Here is a 21,610-nt window from a genome sequence, read left to right as displayed (position 1 = left end):
TTTCCACGTAAAAATCCGGACATTTTGAAAGTCCGGATTTTTGTGTTAGTATACTTTATCTCCATTAAATATCGAATTTTTCACTATAACATAATCTACGGTTCTAATGACATCAAGACTTTTTCCGCCTGCATAAGAGATAGAGGATTGCAAGTCTTGCTCCATTTCTGTTAATGTATCTTGTAAAGAGCCTTTATAATCGACATACATTTTTTTCCCTTCGACGTTTTTCTTTTCCCCTTTTTGAAATTCAGAGGCAGAGCCAAAGTATTCTTTATAAAGCTTTCCGTTCTTTTCAATAGTTGTTCCTGGTGATTCCTCATGACCAGCGAAGAGTGATCCAATCATTACCATAGATGCACCAAATCGAATCGATTTTGCGATATCCCCATGGGTACGTATACCGCCATCTGCAATGATAGGCTTAGTTGCTGCCTTCGCACACCATCTTAGAGCTGCAAGCTGCCAACCCCCTGTACCAAAACCTGTTTTGATCTTAGTAATACAAACCTTTCCTGGTCCAATCCCTACCTTAGTTGCGTCAGCACCTGCATTTTCGAGCTCACGAACAGCTTCAGGTGTACCGACATTCCCTGCAATGACAAAACTATCTGGTAAATGTCTTTTTAAGTGTTTAATCATATCAATGACAGCATTAGAATGTCCATGAGCAATATCAATCGTAATATAATCTGGGATAAGCTTTTCTTCTGCTAATTCTTCTACAAAACGATATTCTGGTTCTTTTACGCCAACGCTAATGGAAGCGATTAATTTACGATCCTGCATTTTTTTAATAAATGCCTTTCGTGTTTCTGGTTCAAATCGGTGCATGATATAAAAATAACGATTCTTTGCTAGAAATTCTGCTATATTTTCATCTATTATTGTTTGCATATTTGCTGGTACTACTGGTAATCGAAATCGATGATTTCCAAAAGTAACAGAAGTGTCACATTCTGAACGACTATTTACAATACATTTTGCAGGAATTAATTGAATATCTTCATAATCAAATACGTTTTCCATTGTTTACACTCCTAAAGACGAATGATTTAATTGATTAAGGCGAAAATATTCGCCTCTAGTACTATAATACACATCCACCTAGATGTCAATTCAATCGTTTTTACATAAATAGAGGAATTAAAGTTATTTTGTCGAATTATTTAATAAATATAATATTTTTCTAAATATTATTGACCGAACATACATTCTGTGTTAATGTTAAGAGAGCGTGGTTTATCGTAGCACAATCACTTGCAACGAGGACAATTCCCCTATTGTTAGGAATCCGCTTTTTTCTAACTAGAATACTCATCATTGAAAAATTTCCAAGTTATCATGCCATTTTTGCAGAGGAGATACACTATGGCAAAACGAAATATTGAGATTGATGAAGCTATTAAATTTATCCATCAAAACCTTCATGAACCAATTAATCTGAAGCAGCTAGCTCGTTATGTTTCCTATAGTCCCTATCATTTTTCACGGATGTTTAAAGAGGAAATAGGTTTACCTCCATTATATTATTTATCAGCACTTCGATTACAAAAAGCAAAAGAGCTATTATTAAAAACTAATTTTAGTATTCGAGATATAAGTTTAGAGGTTGGGCAACAGAGCTTAGGGACGTTTACTTCACGGTTTACTGAGAAGGTTGGGGTAACTCCGTCCGTCTTTCGTCAATCAACTACTAAAACAGAACAACAGTTTCAACAAATAACAAAAATGCCGGATTTCACCCAACAGACTAGAAAAGTATTACATAATACCATTTATGGGCATATTAATGCTACTCAACCCTTTCTTGGAATTGTATTAATTGGACTGTTTTCGAAGCCGATTCCAGAAGGATTTCCCTTATATGGTTTGATCCTTCCCTCGTTAGGAGAATTTTATTTCTCGAATGTGAAGCCGGGGAGGTATTATTTATTAGCTACATCGGTTTCGATGGAGATGAACTCAAAGGATATCCTTTTGACAAATACAAATTTACGGGCAAAGCGAAGCGAACCGATTTTTGTTAATCATAAAGATGAAGTGCCTGCTATAGAACTCACACTTCGCTCACCTAAAATGGATGATCCACCTATTCTCATCTCGATTTCTGCTTTAATGCAACAACATATTAATAAGATCAATCCACTTTATCGAGATTTAGCGAACAGTAATCGTTTAAATAGTTAAGATAAAAGTGGAGTTTTCCTTAATTCAGGGACAAATTTTTAAGAGGAGACCTAGTAAAATTAGAATTTTCAAAGAAAAGGAGCTTAAAAATGATTAAAAAGATGTATCCGTATTTAGTTATGAATGGAAATGGACAGGAGGCAATTCAATTTTACGAGAAGGCATTAAAAGCGAAAATAGTAAATGTCCAAACCTTTGGAGAAATGCCCCCAAATCCTGAAATGCCACTTCCAAAAGAAGCTGAAAGTAGGATTTTAAACGCACATCTACAGATTGGAGATATAGATTGGATGTTATCTGATACTTTTCCAGGGCAAGAGCATCAATCTGGTAATCATGTTACCATTGCCTTAATTTTAGATAATGTGGAAGAAACAAGGGAGCTTTATGATGCTTTAAAAGAAAAAGGCAACATTGGAATGCCACTACAGGAAACATTTTGGAGTCATGCATATGGACAAGTAACCGATCAATTTGGAGTCATTTGGCAATTATCTGCAGATAAGTAAGAAGGTCGTGCCAGAAATTCAATAGCTAGATCACACTGTGGAGATCTAGCTATTTTTGACTTTTGTAACTTACTTATTATTAGGTGAAAACTGAGAAAATATCGTCCCACGTTGGTTTCCATATACGGTTCGGCCTGCAATATCGTTAATAATTTGAATATTACGATCAACAGCCAAGCCGAGGTTCGTTGCCCCTGTTCCATGAGAATGCTCCAAATTTGTTAATGTATAGAAATGATGGGAACGATTTTTGTCCTTAAATGCCAATTGGAAATTTTTGCGAACCTTAAATCTTTTTTCATCCTCCCATTCAATCTTATCTTGGAATCGATTGTAAAACCAATCTGGAATATTAGGTACATATCCTGTGGCTAGAATGAGAATATCCGTGTTGAATGTAATGCTTTCTTTTTTCTGCCATTGCTCCCCTTCAACCTTTAATTGATCACCAGTGTAACTTGCCTTATGGATTTCCGTTAATGGTTGAATGGTAATTGGTAATGGTTTATTCTCAACAGAATGATGATATAACCATTCATGAATATGGTGTAAGGTATCTCCATCAATTCCTTTACGCAGCTGTCCAAGATAATCTAATGATTCGATTCTTTCTTTAAATTCTAAATGATAGAAGTAATCCACATAATCAGGTGTGAACACTTCTTGTCCTAATTTTGACTGGTCTAGCTGAAGAAATCCAGGTGAGCGTGTATACCATGATAATTGGTAAGAGAAGTGCTCCTGTAGTTTTAATAAATCATAAAAAATCTCCGAAGCACTTTGCCCTGAGCCGACTACTGTAATGTTCTTCGCTTTTATAGTACGATCCTTATGATACAAATACTGGCTCGAATGATGGACATTTTCTATTTCTGCTCCCTCTAACTCGATAGGGATATTCGGTTCACTTCCTGTTCCCATTACAACGTGTTTTGTGAAATAAGACTCTGTAGTCTGTTTACCCCAATGGTTAACTACAACTTCATAGTGATCTTTCTGATCAATCACATCAACCACCTCTGATTGAAAGTTGCAGGTTGGTAATTGGTCTGCAACCCATTTTAAATAGGCTGCATATTCAGCACGAGGCATTTCGAGTTTTTGAAAAAAAAAGAACTTATATAGACGGTTTTTTTGATGTAAGTAGTTAGTGAATGTAAATTTACTTGTAGGATTTGCAAAAGTGACTAAGTCTGCTAGAAAAGGAACCTGAAGATCCGTCCCGGGGATTAGCATGCCAGGATGCCAGGCGAATTGGCCATTCTGATCAAAGAAGATTGTTTTTAAATCGCTTCTTTCATAGCTTAAAGCTGCAAGTCCTAAATTATAAGGTCCTATTCCAATTCCAATAACATCGTACATTGTCGAGTTACCCATTATGTTCCCTCACTTATTATAAAAATCTTTCGAAAATGTCGTCATCTTCAGGCTAGCTGAAGATTTTGTTTTTTCCATATTCAGTTACCTTCCATTATACCCTAGAGTTTTATAAAATAAAAAAAGTGCGCTTAAGCTTGCGCACAATTATTTTGTAACTGTTATTTGGTGTTCCTCATGTTCATGTAATCCTTCATCATTTGAAATATGAATGATAACCTGATAGTTTCCATTACTCTGAAAAGTATGTTGAGTGGAATAGGTGCCTTCCTGTACCTGATCTGTTTCTAATAGTTCATGGTTCTCGTCTGGATCAATCAGTTCAAAGAGCACGGTAGCATCAGTGAGGGGTTCATTTCCTAATTCAACATCTACTGTTAGGCTTGTTTCCTCTTTTAATTTGGCTTCGTTAATTTTATCAAATTGAATAGAAACATCCGCTGAAGGGGTATGTCCATCTTCTGAATTTGTTGCCTCGTGTGAATGGTCGTGAGCCGCTTCATCCTCGGAATGAGCTGATTTCTCACCAGTAATAGTAATCGATTTCTTTGGCATTGTGTGAAGTCCACCTGCTGTTGTATGAGCATAAATCTCATAGGTCCCAGGTTCATTAAAGATTACTTCAGCAGTGTATGTTCCGTCCTCTTGATTGGTCGATTCTACATTTGTCGTATTTTCTTCATCGTTAACATTCCAATATTCGAAGGTCATTTCTTCTGCATCTGTTATGGGATCTCCGTTAGAAGTAACGTTAGCTTCTAATGGAACAGTTTGCCCTACCTCCGCTGTTTGAAGTAAATTAAATTCAACTTTTAGGTCTTCTAGTGTTTTTTCTTCTGTATCTTTTTTATTATCAGAGCCACACGCAGTTAAAGCCATTATTGCAATGATTACTACTAGGACAAATTTAAAACGCTTCATTGATTTTCCTCCATATTCTTCATTAGTCATTGTTAACTATACGCTGAAATATATTTGGAATCAATGGATAATATTTGAACATTTTTTAACATCGGATAATCAAATCGTAATAATTACTATTTACAAAAATGTATTCATCCTTTATAATAAAATCAAATCGTATTAATTACGTTTTAATAAGTTATTTCAAATTCTTATTACATATTATGGGGGAATTATTTTGAAAAGATTAAGTATTGGATTGTTTATCTTGATCGCTTTATTATTGACAGCTTGTGGAGAAGAGGGTTCAGAAGCAAATGGAGAAAGTGATGACAGTCTGTCGATCTATACAACACTTTATCCATTAGCATATTTTGCAGACGAAATTGGAGGAGATGACGTAGAGGTTTCCACTATATTACCTGCTGGTGCTGATCCGCATAATTTCGAACCAACCTCTAAAATGATGGTTGAGATTGCTACTGCGGACTTATTTGTTTTTAATGGTGCTAATTTAGAAGCGTACGCAGGTGAGATAGAAGAAGCCTTGCAAGGAGAAGATGTAAAAATGATAGAAGCAGCAGAGGGGATTGATTTAGAGGAACATGTTCATGAACATGAACATGATCATGGTGATGAAGAAGGACATGACCACGAACACTCCCACGAAACCGAAGAGGCGCATGATCATGCAGGCCATGATCATGGTGATGTGGATCCACACGTATGGTTAGATCCAATAAAAGCGGTACAGCTCGCAGAGAATATTAAGGATGCACTTGTGGAGATTAGACCTGAACAAAAGGAAAGCTATGAAGAAAACTTTCAAGATTTAGAAGAAAGGCTAACAGCACTTGATCAAAGCTTCCATGAGCAATTAGAACAATCTGACAACAAAGAAATCCTAGTAACACATGCTGCATACGGATATTGGGAACAAGGCTATGGAATAGAACAAATTGCGATTTCTGGATTATCACCAACCGATGAACCATCACAAAAGCAGCTGGAAGAAATTATTCATCAAGTTGATGAGAAAGGAATTAAATATTTGTTGTTTGAGCAAAATGTAGAGCCTAAAGTTGCAAAGGTGATTCAAAATGAAGCTAATATTGAGTCACTCCAATTACACAATTTATCTGTATTAACGGAAGAAGATATAGAGAAGGAAGAGAATTATTTCACATTAATGGAACGAAATCTAGAGGTTTTGGAACAAGCGCTTCATTATTAATGAAAGTTAACCATTAGGAAATATTAAGATTATATGCTTAAATATTTCCTAATGGTTATTATTTCTTTACTTGTTGAAAGCCTGTTCGGATAGTTCCACTTAGTCATAAGCAATTGTCTTGAATTAGAGATAATTACTTGATATGCTATGTAGGCCTAGAAGTTTGAACTAGGCATGCAAAAAGGAAGGAAAGAAGGAGTTTTAGGATATGGTAAAAGTAGCAGTAATTTATTATAGTTCAACTGGAACCAATTATCAACTTGCTAATTGGGCAGCAGAAGCGGTGAAAGCAGCAGATGCTGAGGTAAGAGTGGTGCGTGCGCAAGAGACGGCGCCAGAGGCTGCAGTAGCTTCTAATCCAGCTTGGAAACAGCATTTAGAGGAAACTCAACATGTCCCTGTAGCAACCTCTGATGATATAGAATGGGCAGATGCGATTATTTTCAGTATTCCGACTAGATTTGGAAATGTTCCATCTCAAATGAAGCAATTTATTGATTCACAAGGCGGATTATGGGCTGCAGGAAAAACGATGAATAAAGTAGTAACAGCCATGTCTTCTGCTTCTAATGCGCATGGTGGTCATGAGGGAACCTTATTACATTTATATACCTCTATGATGCACTGGGGTGCGATCATCGTCCCTCCTGGATATACAAATGAATGTATCTATGGGGCAGGCGGAAACCCTTATGGAACTAGTGTCACACAAACTCCAGATGGTAAAATGCTGGAGGATGTAGAAGCAGCAGTGAAGCACCAAGCAACTCGTGTAGTGGAAGTAGCTTCAAAAATAGTTCAATCATAATTGTAGAAGGCAGATCTTCAGCAATGAAGGTCTGCTTTTTTTTGCACGTTAGGAAGATATAAAATTTCTACACAGCAGAAGCTTCGACCAAGTTTTTTAAGGTAACAAGTAAAAAAAACTAGGTACTTGTTAAAGTAGAGAGAATGCCTCGTTTTTTTCATATCTCCAATGAAGTACACAAAACTTGAATAATTACGATAAATATGTCAAAGTATGAATGTGATAGCAATAAGATATGGACATGTAGGGGGACTGGTGTTGCCAGTTGAGATTGTATCCGGAAGATACTGACCCTTAGAACCTGATCTGGTTAGCACCAGCGTAGGGAACATATGGAATTATGAATCTATATGCGCTCTAGGCTTCTGTCTAGAGCGCTTTTTCTATATGTATCCCTTAAAAACGACATAAGGGGGAAATCAAATTGAACAAACTATTAGTTGTCTTAGCATGTATGTTTTTTATGTTAACAGGATGTGGCCAAGACTCTTCTCAAACAGACAAACAGAATTTAACAGAAGTCACGTTTGTTTTGGATTGGACACCGAATACAAATCATACCGGATTATATGTCGCCCAAGCAAAGGGTTATTTTGAGGAAGAGGGATTAAATGTCAATATTGTGCTTCCGGGTGAAGCAGGTGCTGATCAAACGGTAGCTGCAGGGAAGGCCGATTTTGGAATAAGTGCACAGGAGGCGGTTACTGAAGCAAGAGTACAGGATATTCCGATTGTATCGATAGCAGCTGTTATTCAACATAATACTTCTGGTTTTGCGGCCCCAGTAGAGAAAGGAATCCAATCCCCTGCCGATTTTGCCGGAAAGACATATGGAGGCTGGGGTGCACCAGTGGAATCAGCAGTAATCGATTCCTTGATGAAACAAGAGGGTGCATCCGTAGATGATGTTACCATTACGAATATTGGCAATACCGACTTTTTTACTGCAGTTGAGCGAGATGTAGATTTTGCCTGGATTTACTATGGTTGGACTGGTGTTGAAGCAGAGCTTCGTGGTATCGACCTAGATATGCTCTACTTAACCGATTATTCAGAAAAACTAGATTACTATACTCCTGTTATCACAACAAATGAAACAATGCTAGAAGAGAATTCTGAAACGGTTCGTTCATTGTTAGCAGCAGTAACTAAGGGTTATCAATATGCTATCAGTCATCCAGCTGAAGCAGCAGATATATTAATAGATAAAGTACCCGATTTAGACCCAGAATTGGTAAAAGCAAGTCAAGAATGGCTCTCTCCAAAATATCAGGACGATGCTACAAGATGGGGAGAACAACGTCCAGAGGTTTGGAGAAATTATTCTGATTGGATGTTCGAAAATGGTCTATTAGAAAGGGAGCTAGACGTAGAATCAGCGTTTACAAATGAATTTTTACCTGAATAAAAAGGAGAGAGAAAAATGGCAAATGCATTAGTGAGTATTCAAATTATCCCGAAAACACCAAATGGGGAAGATGTGATTCCATTTGTAGATGCAGCAATTGAGGTAATCGAGGCTGCTGGAGTGAAGTACCAAGTGAATCCATTAGAAACAACAATGGAAGGGGAGCTATCTGCACTACTAGTGATTATTGAAAAAATGAATCAACGTATGCTAGATATGGGCTGTACGAGCAACATATCCCAAATTAAAATTTATACAAGGGCGGACAATCAGGCGTCTATGGAAAAATTAACAGAGAAATATCACTAAAGTAGTGGAAACAACATAACAGAGTAAGGACGGTGTTGAGCACATGATAAAAAAATCATGGCTTCCTATCTCAGTGATTGCGATAATGCTTTTTATCTGGGAGCTATCGACGAGAATCTTTCAAATACCAGATTGGATACTACCAGCACCCACTGTCATTATACAGGAGGCACTTAACAACTGGCCGAACTATAGTCATCATATCTTCTCAACAATTCAACTAACGATACTCGGTTTGGTTATGGGGATAGTGGTTGGACTAACGGTAGCGGTTATTCTACATTTGTTGCCAAAGGTGAGAGAAGCAGTATATCCAATTATGATCCTTTCACAAAATGTTCCAATTATAGTGTTGGCACCACTACTCGTGATTTGGTTTGGTTTTGGCATGACACCAAAGCTATTGATTATAATCCTTGTGTGTTTTTTTCCGATTGCAGTAGCTACGATTGATGGATTGAGACAAACTTCGCCAGAGCTTATTCATTATATGAAAATGACAGGTGCGACCAAGCAACAGATTTTTAGAAAGTTAGAGCTACCACACGCTTTGCCTGCTATATTTTCAGGACTAAAGATTTCAGCAACCTATAGTGTGATGGGGGCCGTCATCTCAGAATGGTTAGGAGCCAATCAAGGTATTGGGGTTTATATGACATTAGCATCCTCCTCATTCCGAACAGATAGAGTATTTGTAGCGATATTATTTATCATGATATTATGCTTATTCTTTTTTGCGATCATTTTAATCTGTGAAAAAGCTTTGATCAAATGGAGAAAGGAGGGGTAGGCTTGAGCACATTACAAATTAATCACTTAACGAAAAGCTTTGAACCACATACCATTATTCAAGATTTGAATCTAGTGGTAAATGAAGGAGAATTTGTGTCATTACTAGGTCCATCTGGAAGTGGAAAGAGTACGATTTTTCATTTAATTGGAGGCTTGTATGAGCCAGATCAAGGAACCATTCTCTTAAACGGCGAAAATATTATCGGAAAGAAAGGTGCCATTAGCTATATGCCTCAAAGTCCTTCCCTTTTTCCGTGGCGTACGATTCTTGAAAATGTAGTATTGGCCGCAGAGCTTTTTGAAAGACCTGATAAACGAAAGGCAAAGAAAATGTTAAAACGTGCAGGACTTCATGATTATATTGATGCTTATCCTCATCAGCTTTCTGGTGGGATGCAGCAACGAGTAGCTTTTGTTAGAAGCTTATTAAGTCCACAATCCTTTATTTGTCTAGATGAACCTTTTTCTGCGCTAGATGAGTTTACTAGGGTAGATATGCAGAAATGGCTATTATCCATCTGGGAGGAAGAACGTCCTTCGGTTTTATTTGTTACACATAATATTGAAGAAGCAATTTTTTTATCCGATCGCATTCTAGTCTTAGGCGAACGCCCAGCAAAAGTAACCGAAGAGGTTCATATCCCTTTTGAACGACCTCGAACAGATCGCTTACTTTTATCACCTGAATTATTAGAAATAAAGAAACGAATTTACAGAATATTAAGGGGCTCATAAACTGATGATTGATGCACATATTCACCTTGACTGGTATAAAAAGGAAGAACGGGAAACTATCCTAAAGGACTTAAAGGATAAAAGGATTGCAGGTCTTATCGCCATTTCAAGTGACTTAGCATCTTGCAAAAAAGTATTGTCATTATCTCAGAAAAACAAGCTAGTTTTTCCTGCTTTAGGATGGCACCCTGAGCAGTCATTGCCAGATGAGAAAGAATTAGCTGAATTGGAAGAGTTAATCAGAAAACACCATCATTCTATAGTCGCAATTGGAGAAGTGGGTTTACCTTATTATCTAAAAAAAGAACGTCCAACGTTAGATATAAATCCATATATTCATATTTTGGAGAGATTTATCAATTTGGCAAAAGAATATCATTTACCGATTGTGCTTCATGCTGTATATGAGGATGCTGACATTGTGTGCGACCTATTAGAAAAACATGGTCACAATAAAGCACATTTTCATTGGTTCAAAGGCTCTGGCGATACGATGAAGCGGATGATTAAGAACCAATATCGTATTTCTGTCACACCAGATTGTGTTTATGAAAAAGAAATTCAAAGGATAATAGATATCTATCCTTTAGAATTTACCATGGTAGAGACTGATGGACCATGGCAATTCCATGGCCCTTTTGAAAATAAAAGGACTCATCCAGTAATGATGGCCGAATCTATCAAGCAAATCGCAACAATAAAAAAGGTCTCTCTTCCTGAAGTAGAAAGGAAAATATTAGAGAACACAAAGGAATTCTATCAAATTTTGTTAAGGGGCTCATCTTATTTAAGATGAGTCCCTTATAGTATTCAAGCGAGACAATCTTAGTTTTATAGAAAGCGCAATCAAGAAAAATATGGTAATATTTTTCTGTTTTTGGCAGGAATTTATATAAGGGATATCGAATTAATTATTAATCTAAAAGAAGGGAGGGTAGTGATGTCATTAGGGAAAGTCAAATTTTATAAGGGAGTTGAACTAAATGAAAAAGGTTAAGATTATTGGTGCTTCCTTGATCATTCTAATGGGAATCTTGGTAACTAGTGGGATAACATTTGCTAGCCAATATCATACCTACTCAGGAAATGTACCCCGATTTGGCGGAAATTTATTCACTCCTATTCATCCTGCAATGGATCCAAAAGTACAACAGGTATACCTTCTTACTGTTGAAAATAATGCCGCACTATATGCAACAGTAGTGGACGATAATAAACGTATTCATCTTGGACAAGAAGAAGTGCCATTAGCGATAGCAACATGGCGACGTGTACGCAGCAATGCAACGAATTTAAGAGCAATCCGAGTAATGCTAGAAACAAGGCTTACTAATCCCTCTACTGTATATACAAAATATCGTGTGAGATGGTAACTTCCATTAGGGCAGTTCCATCAACTGCCCTTAGTTCTTAGGCTCCCCCATTTTTCAAATATTCTGATGGTGAATGGAGTGTAGTGATGATGGTCAAATTAATCCGTACGGAGATGAAGAGAAATCTGTTTACATGGAGTACGCTCATTGCCTTTCTATTATTTGTTGCGTTATTTGTTTTAGGTGCCGAAAAATTCCGCCCAAATACGGAATTAGGCTTAGAAAGGAATAGCTATAATTACTTCTCGGCATTCCTATATACACATGGCGTTGGCCCAAAAGCCATTTTGCCAATTGTTTTTCCCTTCATTATTGCCCTTTTATCTGGTTCATCTTTAGCATTGGATCGAAAAACAGGATATATAGAGTTTATCCTATTAAGAACGACATACAAAAAATATATTTTCTCCAAAATGATAGCTGCATCGATTATTAGTTTTCTATTCGTTTTCATTGTGGAGATACTTTGCTTTTTATATCTCCGAATATCTTTCCATCCACCCAATTCTATAACCGAAATGGAGGGCTATGTGCCAAGCTTCGGTCATGACTTATTTACTCAATCACCTTTTCTTTATATTTTCTTCATCGTGTTAAATACTGCCATATTGGCGGTGTTTATATCGCTCCTCTCTATATTATTGGCAACATGGTCAAAAAATGTCTATATCGTAATGTTTGCTCCTTTTTTCATCTTTATCATTGGTCAGCTTTTGTTCTTTGCTCTTCATATTAATAAATTCGCTCCATTTGAATTAGTGGGAGGATATATGCTGAATAGTTTCGAATATTCTTTATTAGAACTGCCGATTATACTACTCTTTTCCTTACTCATTACTTCTTTTTTAGTGTATTTTCGTTTCTCATTAAAATTTAAGAAAGGACTGCAATTATATGGAAAAACAAAGATTAATTCAATTTAAAGGTGTAAAGAAGAAACTAGGAAAAACGATGATTTTGGATGGAATCAATTTTTCTGTATCGGCAGGTGAAGTAGTTGGTATAACAGGTGCGAATGGATCTGGCAAAACAACGATACTACGACAAATATGTGGTTTTTTATACCCTGATCAAGGAGAAGTGATCGTTTCCAATGAAATAGTAGAGCCAGGACTTGTTGGGAAAATCCCAGCAGGAATAGGTGCTCTGATTGAAACACCAACATTTTTACCACAATTTACTGGCTTTCAAAATCTAGCATTACTAGCAGGAATCCAAGAAAAAATCGGTAAAGAAACGATTAAAAAAAGTTTAAAAATGGTTGGTTTAGAACCTATGGATAAGAAAAAGGTAAGGAAATATTCTCAAGGTATGCTACAACGTTTAGGTATTGCACAAGCAATTATGGAAGAACCGAAAATTTTACTATTGGACGAGCCAACAAATGGATTGGATAAGGATGGAGTTGATTTATTTCGCCAGATCTTAGAAAAACAAATTAATGATCATGTTGCGATCATTCTCGTCTCTCACATTGAAGAAGAAATAAGCAGGTTTTGCGACAAAGTTTATTTGTTAAAGGACGGAAAATTAGAACTGATCCAGAAACAAAAACAACGTGAATGGATTATTCTTGTTCGTACAGTTGAGGAATTAGAACAGTTAAGTTATGTCTTAACTGATTTCCGTATCATCAAACGGGTTGGCGGCTTTGCAACTGGCCAGTGTAAAGGGGAGTGGGAAAGTAAGCAAGAATTATTAGCTTTTTTAATGAGTTACCATATAATACCAGAAAAGATTATGATGGAGGAAGAGGTTGTGTTATGCTAACTGTCGGATTGATTCAGCTGTTTATTCATAATGGATGGCGTTGGCTTGTTGTAACAGGTACACTATTTGGTCTCACCTTTTTTATTGATCGTACAGGAGTGCAGAAGTCTGAAAATATATTTGAATTTATCGTCACGGGGCTAACCCAACATTATCTAACGTTAATTGTTATTCCATTACTCTACTTCCTTCTAATAGTGGATTTTATTCCTAAAATAATGGCTTCAAATGTTATTTATATAAGGGCTAGATCAAAGGTCAGACTTCTTTTTTATTTTATTGTAGTTCATTTTGCTGCAGCATTCACTTTTTCCGTTCTTTGTTTTATTCTGTTTTTTATTTCTGGATGGGTTCAAGGGATGCATGTGGAATTGAGCTGGGATAGTGCACAATTTTTTTATGAGGAGCAAAACCCACTGACAATCCTTACTTCGTTAATTACCTTATATATCGTGACATTAACTTCAATTGGTACATTTACGATGTTTATTTCTTTAAGATATTTTAATTCAGTGATAGCACTAGGATTCGGTGTATTCATTTGTTTATTGAGTTACATAGTTTGGATGATTTATCCGATACGAACAATGTTTAAATTTACGCCCATTGCACAAATGATGTTTTTCTCCCTATATCCAAATAAAATCAGTGAGCAAGTAGAGAACTTTACGATCGATTGGTCGATTCGTTATAACCTTATTGTGTTATTTATTTCTATTATTTTAATGTTTATACACATTAGAAAAAAACAGTTTTGAAGAGGGTGACAATAGAATGAGAAAAATCTTTGTGGCAAATCTTGTTTATCTTCTAAACGGGAAGACTATTTTTTCTCTTCTGTTTCTTTTTTTGTGCTTAGCCATGACTCGTATCTTCCTTGTTTCTGATTTGTCGATCGAGAATAATGTCAACCTTATGGATTATCTAGTTTATTCTTTAGCTGGCATTAAATCTCCTGATCACCTTATTAGAATGGTTGGTTGGTTAGCGAATTTATTACCTATTTTAATTTGTATAAACTCTCTAATGAGTGTTTTCTCTAAATACGATCAACTGGTATTGTTAAGAATTCATCGGTGGTCACATATGCTCATTTGTAAAGCAAGTGCTATTACTTTCTTTATTCTTCTCTATACTTTTTCTCTGTTTATCTTACATATGTTGGTTGGTTCCCTATTTTTCGAGGTTCATCTTAACCGAGAATTCATTCTAAATATTACAGGTAGCTATCTTATTCTCGTTTCTGGCCTCATGACATTATGTGCAATCGCGATTTTGGGAACTTATCTATTTCAAAAAAATCAGATCTTTTATTTATTGTATACGGTTTTACTAGTTATTTTGTGTATATTTCGAACATATGAATGGATCCCACGTTGGTTGTCACCTATTCATTATTCCTCCTTCGCACAATTGAATACTAGTGAGCTAGTATTCTATCATTGTTTCAATCTGCTTATCATCTTGCTTTGTTCCATGGTGACCTTGCTCATAAGTTATAAGCAAGGATAGGAGAAACAGCCCAATATACTTCGTTGGTTGTTTCTTATTCACATGCAATCCCATCTCGATCACCATCCAAATCTAAATGATATCCAAGGTCTTCTTTGTATAGGGGAGTGACCCCTGCTTCTTTAGCTTCCGCACAACTCCCATAAATAACATTGTCTTCTGAGTCCGCGTGAAATCCATCCTCTGAAACGTAATCATCTATACTCCAGATACCTATCCCTTCTTGCCTTGCTTGTTTTTCCGCCATCTTCATTTCTTCTTGATGTGTATAAGGAGGATCATATTCGTAGGCATATCTCGCTAAACCTTCTTTTAATAGCAATTTATTGAAGTTTTCTCCATCTATCCATACATAACCTAATAATCGATTATATTTATCACGTTGTGGACCGTCAAATTCAATTTGGATTTGCTGATTTGATAACAAATTCTCCGTGAATCGTGATGCTTCTTCACCAAATGGCTGAACGGGAAGGTCGGGATGCTTCGTTTCTGGTGTATCCACAAGAAGAAGCCGCATCGTCTCTTCCTCTCCATTTATTTCTATTTTTAATGTATCCCCATCAACAACTCGTAAGACTGATGCGGTTACTAAGTTTTCTTCCTTATTTGTTACATGATTAGTTTGAACAGTTGATTGATCTACGGACATACCACATCCAGTAAGCAGGCATAAAAGTGTAATCAAACAAATGATTGTCTTTCGAAAGATCATGAGTTCCCTCCATGTTGTTTATATTCCTTAACAGTGTACTATAGAAAATAATTCCAGACAATGGCAAACCGAACAATTATGCGTTTGTCATAATGTGAAAAATTTGTGAAGCTTGATATAAGTCACTATAAAAAATAGATTTTTGGTATATACTAGTAATAGAAACACATATGAAAGGGAGTAATAATTATGAAAAAGTGGACTTTATTACTAGTTTCAAGCCTATTTCTAGTATTACTACTTGCAGCTTGCGGTGGCGGTGAAGAAGATAATAAAGCTGACACAAATGAATCAGCTTCAAGTGAGAATGGTGAAGTAGTAGATATAAAAGCATCTAATTGGGAATTTGACAAAGAAGAATACACAGTTCCAGCAGGAGAAGTAACTGTCCAACTTACAAGTGAAGATGGGTACCATGGAATTTCGATCGATAATACAGATATCGCAATAGAAAATGAGGGCACAGCTACTGCAAACTTAGAAGCAGGTGAATATACTATTCGTTGTAGCATCCCTTGTGGAACAGGTCATGACGAAATGGTAGCAACATTAGTTGTCCAATAATTTTTTGAACCGGGCTATATGCTCGGTTATTTTTTTGGTAAATAGTAGAATAGAAAGGTCAGAGAATTATGGTAAAATAGATTAGTGGATATACACTGAAATAAAGGAAGAGTGAAATGAAAAAATTTGAAATTGGTATCTATTCATTAGCAGAAATATTAGAGGATCCATTCAGCCGTTATATTCCTAGCTTTAGTCAAAAAATAAACGAAATGATTCAGATGGCTGATTATGCAGATAAACTTGGCCTTGATTTGTTTGGAGTTGGTGAGCACCATCGTCTTGACTATGCGGTTTCCTCACCTCAAGTCGTCCTATCATCCATTGCGCAAAGAACAAAACAAATTAAACTCACTGCACTCACATCCTTACTAAATACAGCTGATCCAGTTCGACTTTTTGAGGATTTTGCAACACTCGATCTGTTGTCGGATGGTCGTGTTGAATTTACTGCAGGAAGAGGAGCGTTTGTCGAGGCATTCCCTTTGTTTGGATATGATGAAGCAAAATATGATGAACTGTTTGAGGAACATTTACAGCTATTTCTTACTTTAAATGAAGAAAAACGCGTGACATGGGAAGGTCAATTTCGACCAGCATTACAGGATGCAGAGATCTCGCCTAGACCGAAGCAAGCGAAACTACCAATTTCAATTGGGGTTGGTGGAACGATAGAGAGTGCTCAACGAGCAGGGCAGAATGGCTGTGGTTTAACCGTTGTGATGATTGGTGGGATAGTTAAAAAATATCTACCATTAATCGAAACATATAAACAATCATTTCAAGGAAATTCACCATATATCTCGATTGCAGCTCATACTTTTATTAGAGAAACAGAGGCAGAAATTGAAAAGGAATTTTACCAATACTATGGGAAATATTGGAGCCATCTCACTAGTCACGGAATTGGAGGAGCGATGGGGGTTGCGAGAACAGATATGGCATACATAACAAGTGAACAATCTACACTTTTAGTTGGAACACCTGCACAAATTATTAGAAAGATCCATTATCAAAGAGAGCTGTTTGGTCATCATCGTTTTTTGGCTCAAGTCGATTTCGGTGGACTGCCTATTGAAAAAGTGAAAAAAACAATTCATTTACTTGCAACAGAAGTAGCACCTGCGATCAATAATTCCTTCTAGTATAAAAGAATTTGGTGTGATAAGATATAATGAATGAAAGCGTTTGAAAGAAGGGGGTCTTTGATGTATTATAATAAAATTCGTATACCACTTTTAACGATATTAGTTATTTTAATGATTCTTGATTTGACTGGGGTAATTTATATTCCTGGGATAGTTATTTTTATTATTGCTTTTGCTTTAATTGCTTATAATATTTATATCAGAAGAAATATTTCGAGACAACATCAGAAAAAGAATTAATCTAGGTTAGAGTAAGATCCGATTTCATTAGTCGGATCTTTTTTTATTTGAAGCAGTAGAGCTATAAGAGGCGTTTGAACATGTGTCTTTACAGATGTAATATAATGTGTATAATGAAAATGATGTGAAGAAAAATGAGGGGGAGCTAAATGAATAAAAAAGAAAAAATGTGGGGACTTATCATTCTATTTATCGTATTTCTAGGATATTTTCTCCCATATACCTTATTTTCTAATATAGAAAAATGGTATGGTAGTTTTTTGTTATGGACTATTCTTGCAATAATAGTTATTATCATCAATTATATCTTGACAAAAGAGTGGGGTGATGAAGAGTGAGCACAACAATGGTTTGGATCACCATTACCCTCTACATTTTAATTGGAATATTTATTGCTTTCCTATCTAGAGTAGGAAAACAAAACAGTATGGCTGGCTATTTTCTCGGTGACCGGAAGCTAAATGGTTTTGTTTCTGCACTTAGTTATAGTGCAACAACCTATAGTGCTTTCATGCTAGTAGGTCTTGCAGGATTAACCTACAATGGTGGCGTTGGAGCATTTGGATTTGAGATTATTTATTTCATGGGTGTTTCTTTGGTGGCTATTTTTGGCCCACGCTTTTGGTTAGTTGGAAAAAAATATGGCTATGTGACACCATCAGAAATGCTAGGTGATCGCTACCAAAATAAATGGGTAGCAATTGTGACAGCTTTATCCAGCTGCTTATTCTTAATTCCATATAGTGCAGTACAACTTACAGGGATTGGCTATTTATTAGAAGGGGTAACAAGTGGTGCAATTTCCTATACAACAGGCGTTATTATCGCAACCATTTTAGCATTAGTTTTCACATATATTGCGGGAATTCGCTCAGTTGCTTGGACTGATTCATTACAATCGTTAATTATGATCATCGCGTCTACCATTGTGGTTTTATTGATTATAGATGGATTAGGGGGCTGGAATGGATTTTTTGACTCCATTGAAAAGACAAAACCAGAAGCCTTAGCGGTACCAGGAAATGGATTTTTTAACTTTTGGACATTTTTAGGTTTAACTATTCCTTGGTTTTTCTTTAGTATTTCTAATCCACAGGTAAGTCAGCGTTTATTTATGCCATCATCGATGAAAAGTATGCGACATATGCTACTAGGCTTTTTAATTTTTGGATTTATTTATACGATTGTATCTGTTGTATGGGGATTATCTGCGACAGTTCTTTTTCCAGAATTAGATAATGCCGATTTAGCAACACCAATACTGTTATCATCCGAATTGGTTCCAGATCTCCTAGGCGTTATTGTCATGGTAGGAATATTAGCTGCGGCTATCTCGACCATTGATTCGATTTTATTGACACTCTCTTCCTTATTTTCTAGGGATGTATATCGTAATATTATGAAGCATAAACAAACAACAGACCAAAAACAATTGCAAATAGGAAAAATTGTAATACCTATAATTGCAATTCTGGCCTATTTATTTGCACAATTACAACTAGATTTAATTGCCGTATTATCAGTAGCATCTTCTGCTGGTTTAATTGTTGTAGTGCCAGGAATTATCGGCGCATTCTTTTGGAGAAAAGGAACAGCAAGTGGTGTGATTATAAGTGTTATCATAGGAAGTATTTTTGTGATTATTCTTGAAGCCTTTCAACTTTTACCTTTAGGCTTGAAGTCAGGTATTTGGGGGATTATTATTTCTACTATTCTCTTTATTAGCACAAGTTTCATAACCAAAGCCCCTGAAGACAAAGCCAATGAATTTATCGATTATTTACAGGTTAAGTTGAAGAAAAACTCTAGATAAATCCAAAGAAGTGCTAATTTTTCCCTTTTAAATAGTTTTAAAACATGTATTGATAATACGCAATTAATGTCGATATAACTATTTAGAAGGGGAGGAAACAGCTTGAAAAAACAGAAGTGGAAATCTAGTGTATCAACTAAATTAATCTCATTAATTACCGTTATCGTTGCCATAACAGGAATTGTCATTGGAATATTTAGTTATAATGTAGCAAAAGCTCAATTAGTAGAATCAGGAGAAAGTGAATTAAGGAAGATAACAGATGGGGCATATTCCATTCTAGAATTATTAAATCAAGAAGTGGAAGAGGGAAGATTAAGCTTAGAAGAGGCGAAGGATGAGGCTCGTCTCCTATTAAATGGACCAGAAAATAATAAGCAAGAATATGACTATTCTCAAACAAATTTTGTTTATAAAAACAATGGATATGTTCTAGCTTATGATGAAGAGCTTGTCTTGCAATTACATCCTACCGAAATAGGTAGCGAGCCTGCTGATGATTTAAATCGGAGTAATCGCGCATCACTTGTAAAAGCAGGTAAAGCATCAGAACCTGATGATAGAATTGCTGAATACAGTGATCTCCAAGAGGATGGAAGTTATAAAGACAAAACAGCTTATATGAGATATTTTGAGCCATGGGATTGGACTATAGGTGTTGCTGTATATCAGGATGAGTTTTATGAAGGGTTACATCAATTATTGTTGGTTATTATTAGTAGTGTTGTCGTAATTATCGTTATTAGTGCTATTATTTTTTATTTGTTAACAAGAAAAAAATTAGTATCTCTTACAATGGTGGCAGATGTTGCCACATCCATTGCAGAAGGTAATATTAAAAAGACAAATTTAAAAGAGTCTCAGGACGAAATAGGCTTACTTGCTGCAGCATTTAATAAAATGTCTGATCAATTAACTACATTAGTAACAAATGTTCACCAATCAAGTGATCAATTACTTGATGCAGCAACAGATTTATCAGCAATCTCGGAACAAACCTCTGCAAGCAGTGAGGAAGTTGGAAATGCGATGGAGGAAATCTCTCGAGGCACTCAAGAACAAGCAAATGATTTAGAGGATATTAGTTATAGAGTAGATCTATTATCACAAGCCGTGCAAAAAATGCAAGGCGAAACCACTAAGGTGGATACGATCACTACAGAGACAGAAGAGCTATCAAGTAATGGCCAAGAAATCGTCTCAAAATTACAGAAATCAAATAGTGAAGCCGTTCATGCATCTAGGGCAATTGCAGAAGATATCCAACAATTGAATCAAAAAGTTACAAAAATTACATCTGTTATGGATACGATAGAGCATATTGCGGAAGAAACGAACTTACTGGCACTAAATGCAAGTATTGAAGCAGCAAGAGCGGGGGAACACGGTAAAGGATTCTCTGTAGTCGCTGATGAAATCAGAAAGCTTGCAGAACAGTCTAAGGATGCGACACACCAAGTACAACAGGTTGTTTCAACCATTGTTGCAGAAACTGATAAAACCGTTGAGGCTGTTCGGAGTAACGTCCAGAGTTCAGAAGGGTTAAACAACGATGTGGAGGAAACAGAGGGTATCTTTGTGGACTTACAGCAAGCTGTTAAGGAAATTGTGGCAGCAATCGGTTCTGTTAAGACAGAGATGGATCAGATTACGAACGAAGTAGAAAAAATGAATGAAAATATTGAAAGTGTATCCAGTGTATCTGAAGAAACAGCTGCGTCTGTGGAGGAGATCACTTCATCCGTTGACGAGCAGATAAACGCGATTGCCAATGTGGCAAAATCAGCAGAAAACTTAACAGGGTTAAACCAAGATCTTAGTAACATTATTAACCGTTATACCATTTCCAAATGATGAGTGCAGATTGAATCATCATCTATAATCACGTAAAATAGAATCATTATAGCATGTAATGAGGTGAGATGATGGCAGGGATTAAATTTGAAATCGTGGAGAACATTGCTGTATTAGCTGAATCACCTTCTGGTTGGACGAAGGAAGTGAATTTGATCAGCTGGAATGACCGCGAGCCTAAATATGACATAAGAGATTGGTCACCAGATCATGAAAAAATGGGTAAAGGTATTACGTTAACAATGGAAGAATGGAAAGCATTAAAAGACTTTATGGTCGAGTCAAATTAAAAAAGCTTGATATGAGGTGCTAGACACTCATATCAAGCTTTTTCACTATCATCAAATTTTCCAATT

General features: G+C 36.2%; 25 protein-coding genes and 1 riboswitch. Of the genes, 21 read left to right on the top strand and 4 right to left on the bottom strand.

The features are described from left to right. Positions 1 to 45: 45 nt before the first annotated feature. Positions 46 to 1,029, bottom strand: a complete 984-nt coding sequence (guaC, locus tag ACZ5R4_RS06135; protein ID WP_464368199.1) for a GMP reductase — start codon at positions 1,027 to 1,029, stop codon at positions 46 to 48. A gap of 342 nt (positions 1,030 to 1,371) precedes the next feature. Between guaC and ACZ5R4_RS06130 the strand changes: the two genes are divergently transcribed. Continuing rightward, positions 1,372 to 2,190, top strand: a complete 819-nt coding sequence (locus ACZ5R4_RS06130) for a helix-turn-helix transcriptional regulator (RefSeq protein WP_054787420.1) — start codon at positions 1,372 to 1,374, stop codon at positions 2,188 to 2,190. Between the two features lie 89 nt (positions 2,191 to 2,279). Further along, positions 2,280 to 2,699: a VOC family protein gene (locus ACZ5R4_RS06125; protein ID WP_054787421.1), complete on the top strand. Its 420-nt coding sequence runs from the start codon at positions 2,280 to 2,282 to the stop codon at positions 2,697 to 2,699. Between the two features lie 69 nt (positions 2,700 to 2,768). Here ACZ5R4_RS06125 and ACZ5R4_RS06120 read toward each other — a convergent pair whose 3' ends face one another. Together ACZ5R4_RS06120 and ACZ5R4_RS06115 are read right to left on the bottom strand one after the other, a co-directional pair. After that, positions 2,769 to 4,076, bottom strand: a complete 1,308-nt coding sequence (locus ACZ5R4_RS06120) for a lysine N(6)-hydroxylase/L-ornithine N(5)-oxygenase family protein (RefSeq protein ID WP_245902346.1) — start codon at positions 4,074 to 4,076, stop codon at positions 2,769 to 2,771. Between the two features lie 147 nt (positions 4,077 to 4,223). Then, positions 4,224 to 4,997: a FixH family protein gene (locus ACZ5R4_RS06115; protein ID WP_181397580.1), complete on the bottom strand. Its 774-nt coding sequence runs from the start codon at positions 4,995 to 4,997 to the stop codon at positions 4,224 to 4,226. Between the two features lie 220 nt (positions 4,998 to 5,217). On the opposite strand from ACZ5R4_RS06115, the gene ACZ5R4_RS06110 reads away from it, so the two are divergent. The 12 genes from ACZ5R4_RS06110 to ACZ5R4_RS06055 all read left to right on the top strand — a co-directional run bounded on the left by ACZ5R4_RS06110 (position 5,218) and on the right by ACZ5R4_RS06055 (position 14,920). Then, the gene (locus tag ACZ5R4_RS06110) at positions 5,218 to 6,213 is read left to right on the top strand and encodes a metal ABC transporter solute-binding protein, Zn/Mn family (protein ID WP_109984942.1); all 996 of its coding nucleotides are present in this window, start codon (positions 5,218 to 5,220) and stop codon (positions 6,211 to 6,213) included. A gap of 208 nt (positions 6,214 to 6,421) precedes the next feature. After that, positions 6,422 to 7,021, top strand: coding sequence for an NAD(P)H:quinone oxidoreductase (gene wrbA / locus ACZ5R4_RS06105; RefSeq protein WP_109984941.1), 600 nt, complete (start codon positions 6,422 to 6,424; stop codon positions 7,019 to 7,021). Between the two features lie 235 nt (positions 7,022 to 7,256). Next, a riboswitch (TPP riboswitch) is annotated at positions 7,257 to 7,366 on the top strand. Between the two features lie 118 nt (positions 7,367 to 7,484). Next, positions 7,485 to 8,429, top strand: a complete 945-nt coding sequence (locus tag ACZ5R4_RS06100) for an ABC transporter substrate-binding protein (RefSeq protein ID WP_425454588.1) — start codon at positions 7,485 to 7,487, stop codon at positions 8,427 to 8,429. Positions 8,430 to 8,444: 15 nt separating this feature from the next. Further along, complete coding sequence (locus ACZ5R4_RS06095) at positions 8,445 to 8,738, top strand: MTH1187 family thiamine-binding protein (RefSeq protein WP_109984940.1); 294 nt, start codon at positions 8,445 to 8,447, stop codon at positions 8,736 to 8,738. Between the two features lie 43 nt (positions 8,739 to 8,781). Further along, positions 8,782 to 9,528 (top strand): ABC transporter permease, encoded by a 747-nt coding sequence (locus ACZ5R4_RS06090; RefSeq protein ID WP_109984939.1) that lies wholly within the window; start codon positions 8,782 to 8,784, stop codon positions 9,526 to 9,528. Positions 9,529 to 9,530: 2 nt separating this feature from the next. Next, on the top strand, positions 9,531 to 10,265 hold the full coding sequence (locus ACZ5R4_RS06085; RefSeq protein ID WP_464368198.1) for an ABC transporter ATP-binding protein: 735 nt from the start codon (positions 9,531 to 9,533) through the stop codon (positions 10,263 to 10,265). Between the two features lie 4 nt (positions 10,266 to 10,269). Then, entirely contained in the window at positions 10,270 to 11,061 is a 792-nt protein-coding gene (locus ACZ5R4_RS06080) for a TatD family hydrolase (protein WP_464368197.1), read from the top strand. Positions 11,062 to 11,248: 187 nt separating this feature from the next. Continuing rightward, positions 11,249 to 11,638, top strand: coding sequence for a hypothetical protein (locus tag ACZ5R4_RS06075; RefSeq protein ID WP_054787425.1), 390 nt, complete (start codon positions 11,249 to 11,251; stop codon positions 11,636 to 11,638). An 89-nt stretch (positions 11,639 to 11,727) separates the two neighbouring features. Continuing rightward, the gene (locus tag ACZ5R4_RS06070; protein ID WP_054860652.1) at positions 11,728 to 12,561 is read left to right on the top strand and encodes an ABC transporter permease; all 834 of its coding nucleotides are present in this window, start codon (positions 11,728 to 11,730) and stop codon (positions 12,559 to 12,561) included. Next, on the top strand, positions 12,533 to 13,408 hold the full coding sequence (locus ACZ5R4_RS06065; protein ID WP_109984936.1) for an ABC transporter ATP-binding protein: 876 nt from the start codon (positions 12,533 to 12,535) through the stop codon (positions 13,406 to 13,408). The genes ACZ5R4_RS06070 and ACZ5R4_RS06065 overlap by 29 nt, the downstream gene beginning before the upstream one ends. Further along, the gene (locus tag ACZ5R4_RS06060; RefSeq protein WP_277680118.1) at positions 13,402 to 14,166 is read left to right on the top strand and encodes a hypothetical protein; all 765 of its coding nucleotides are present in this window, start codon (positions 13,402 to 13,404) and stop codon (positions 14,164 to 14,166) included. Before ACZ5R4_RS06065 ends, ACZ5R4_RS06060 begins: the two co-directional genes overlap by 7 nt. 16 nt (positions 14,167 to 14,182) lie before the next feature. Beyond that, the gene (locus ACZ5R4_RS06055; protein ID WP_054860654.1) at positions 14,183 to 14,920 is read left to right on the top strand and encodes a hypothetical protein; all 738 of its coding nucleotides are present in this window, start codon (positions 14,183 to 14,185) and stop codon (positions 14,918 to 14,920) included. A 34-nt stretch (positions 14,921 to 14,954) separates the two neighbouring features. Here the strand turns inward: ACZ5R4_RS06055 and ACZ5R4_RS06050 are convergent, their stop codons facing one another. Beyond that, positions 14,955 to 15,635 carry a thermonuclease family protein gene (locus ACZ5R4_RS06050; RefSeq protein WP_109984934.1) on the bottom strand — a complete coding sequence of 227 codons (681 nt, stop codon included), beginning with the start codon at positions 15,633 to 15,635 and terminating at the stop codon, positions 14,955 to 14,957. A 189-nt stretch (positions 15,636 to 15,824) separates the two neighbouring features. On the opposite strand from ACZ5R4_RS06050, the gene ACZ5R4_RS06045 reads away from it, so the two are divergent. The 7 genes from ACZ5R4_RS06045 to ACZ5R4_RS06015 all read left to right on the top strand — a co-directional run bounded on the left by ACZ5R4_RS06045 (position 15,825) and on the right by ACZ5R4_RS06015 (position 21,544). Then, positions 15,825 to 16,199 (top strand): cupredoxin domain-containing protein, encoded by a 375-nt coding sequence (locus tag ACZ5R4_RS06045; RefSeq protein WP_054787433.1) that lies wholly within the window; start codon positions 15,825 to 15,827, stop codon positions 16,197 to 16,199. Between the two features lie 116 nt (positions 16,200 to 16,315). After that, positions 16,316 to 17,344 carry an LLM class flavin-dependent oxidoreductase gene (locus ACZ5R4_RS06040; RefSeq protein WP_109984932.1) on the top strand — a complete coding sequence of 343 codons (1,029 nt, stop codon included), beginning with the start codon at positions 16,316 to 16,318 and terminating at the stop codon, positions 17,342 to 17,344. 63 nt (positions 17,345 to 17,407) lie between these two features. Further along, on the top strand, positions 17,408 to 17,587 hold the full coding sequence (locus tag ACZ5R4_RS06035) for a hypothetical protein (protein ID WP_054787434.1): 180 nt from the start codon (positions 17,408 to 17,410) through the stop codon (positions 17,585 to 17,587). 149 nt (positions 17,588 to 17,736) lie between these two features. Further along, positions 17,737 to 17,925: a hypothetical protein gene (locus ACZ5R4_RS06030; protein ID WP_054860656.1), complete on the top strand. Its 189-nt coding sequence runs from the start codon at positions 17,737 to 17,739 to the stop codon at positions 17,923 to 17,925. Further along, complete coding sequence (locus tag ACZ5R4_RS06025; protein ID WP_464368196.1) at positions 17,922 to 19,400, top strand: sodium:solute symporter family protein; 1,479 nt, start codon at positions 17,922 to 17,924, stop codon at positions 19,398 to 19,400. Before ACZ5R4_RS06030 ends, ACZ5R4_RS06025 begins: the two co-directional genes overlap by 4 nt. A 102-nt stretch (positions 19,401 to 19,502) precedes the next feature. Next, entirely contained in the window at positions 19,503 to 21,254 is a 1,752-nt protein-coding gene (locus ACZ5R4_RS06020; RefSeq protein WP_464368195.1) for a methyl-accepting chemotaxis protein, read from the top strand. A 71-nt stretch (positions 21,255 to 21,325) separates the two neighbouring features. Then, positions 21,326 to 21,544, top strand: a complete 219-nt coding sequence (locus tag ACZ5R4_RS06015) for a YdbC family protein (protein ID WP_054787435.1) — start codon at positions 21,326 to 21,328, stop codon at positions 21,542 to 21,544. Positions 21,545 to 21,610: the final 66 nt, after the last annotated feature.

The sequence above is a fragment of the Gracilibacillus sp. JCM 18860 genome (assembly GCF_055395245.1).
The sequence above is the reverse complement of the archived record's forward strand: the minus strand, read 5'-3'. Positions and strand labels throughout refer to the sequence as shown.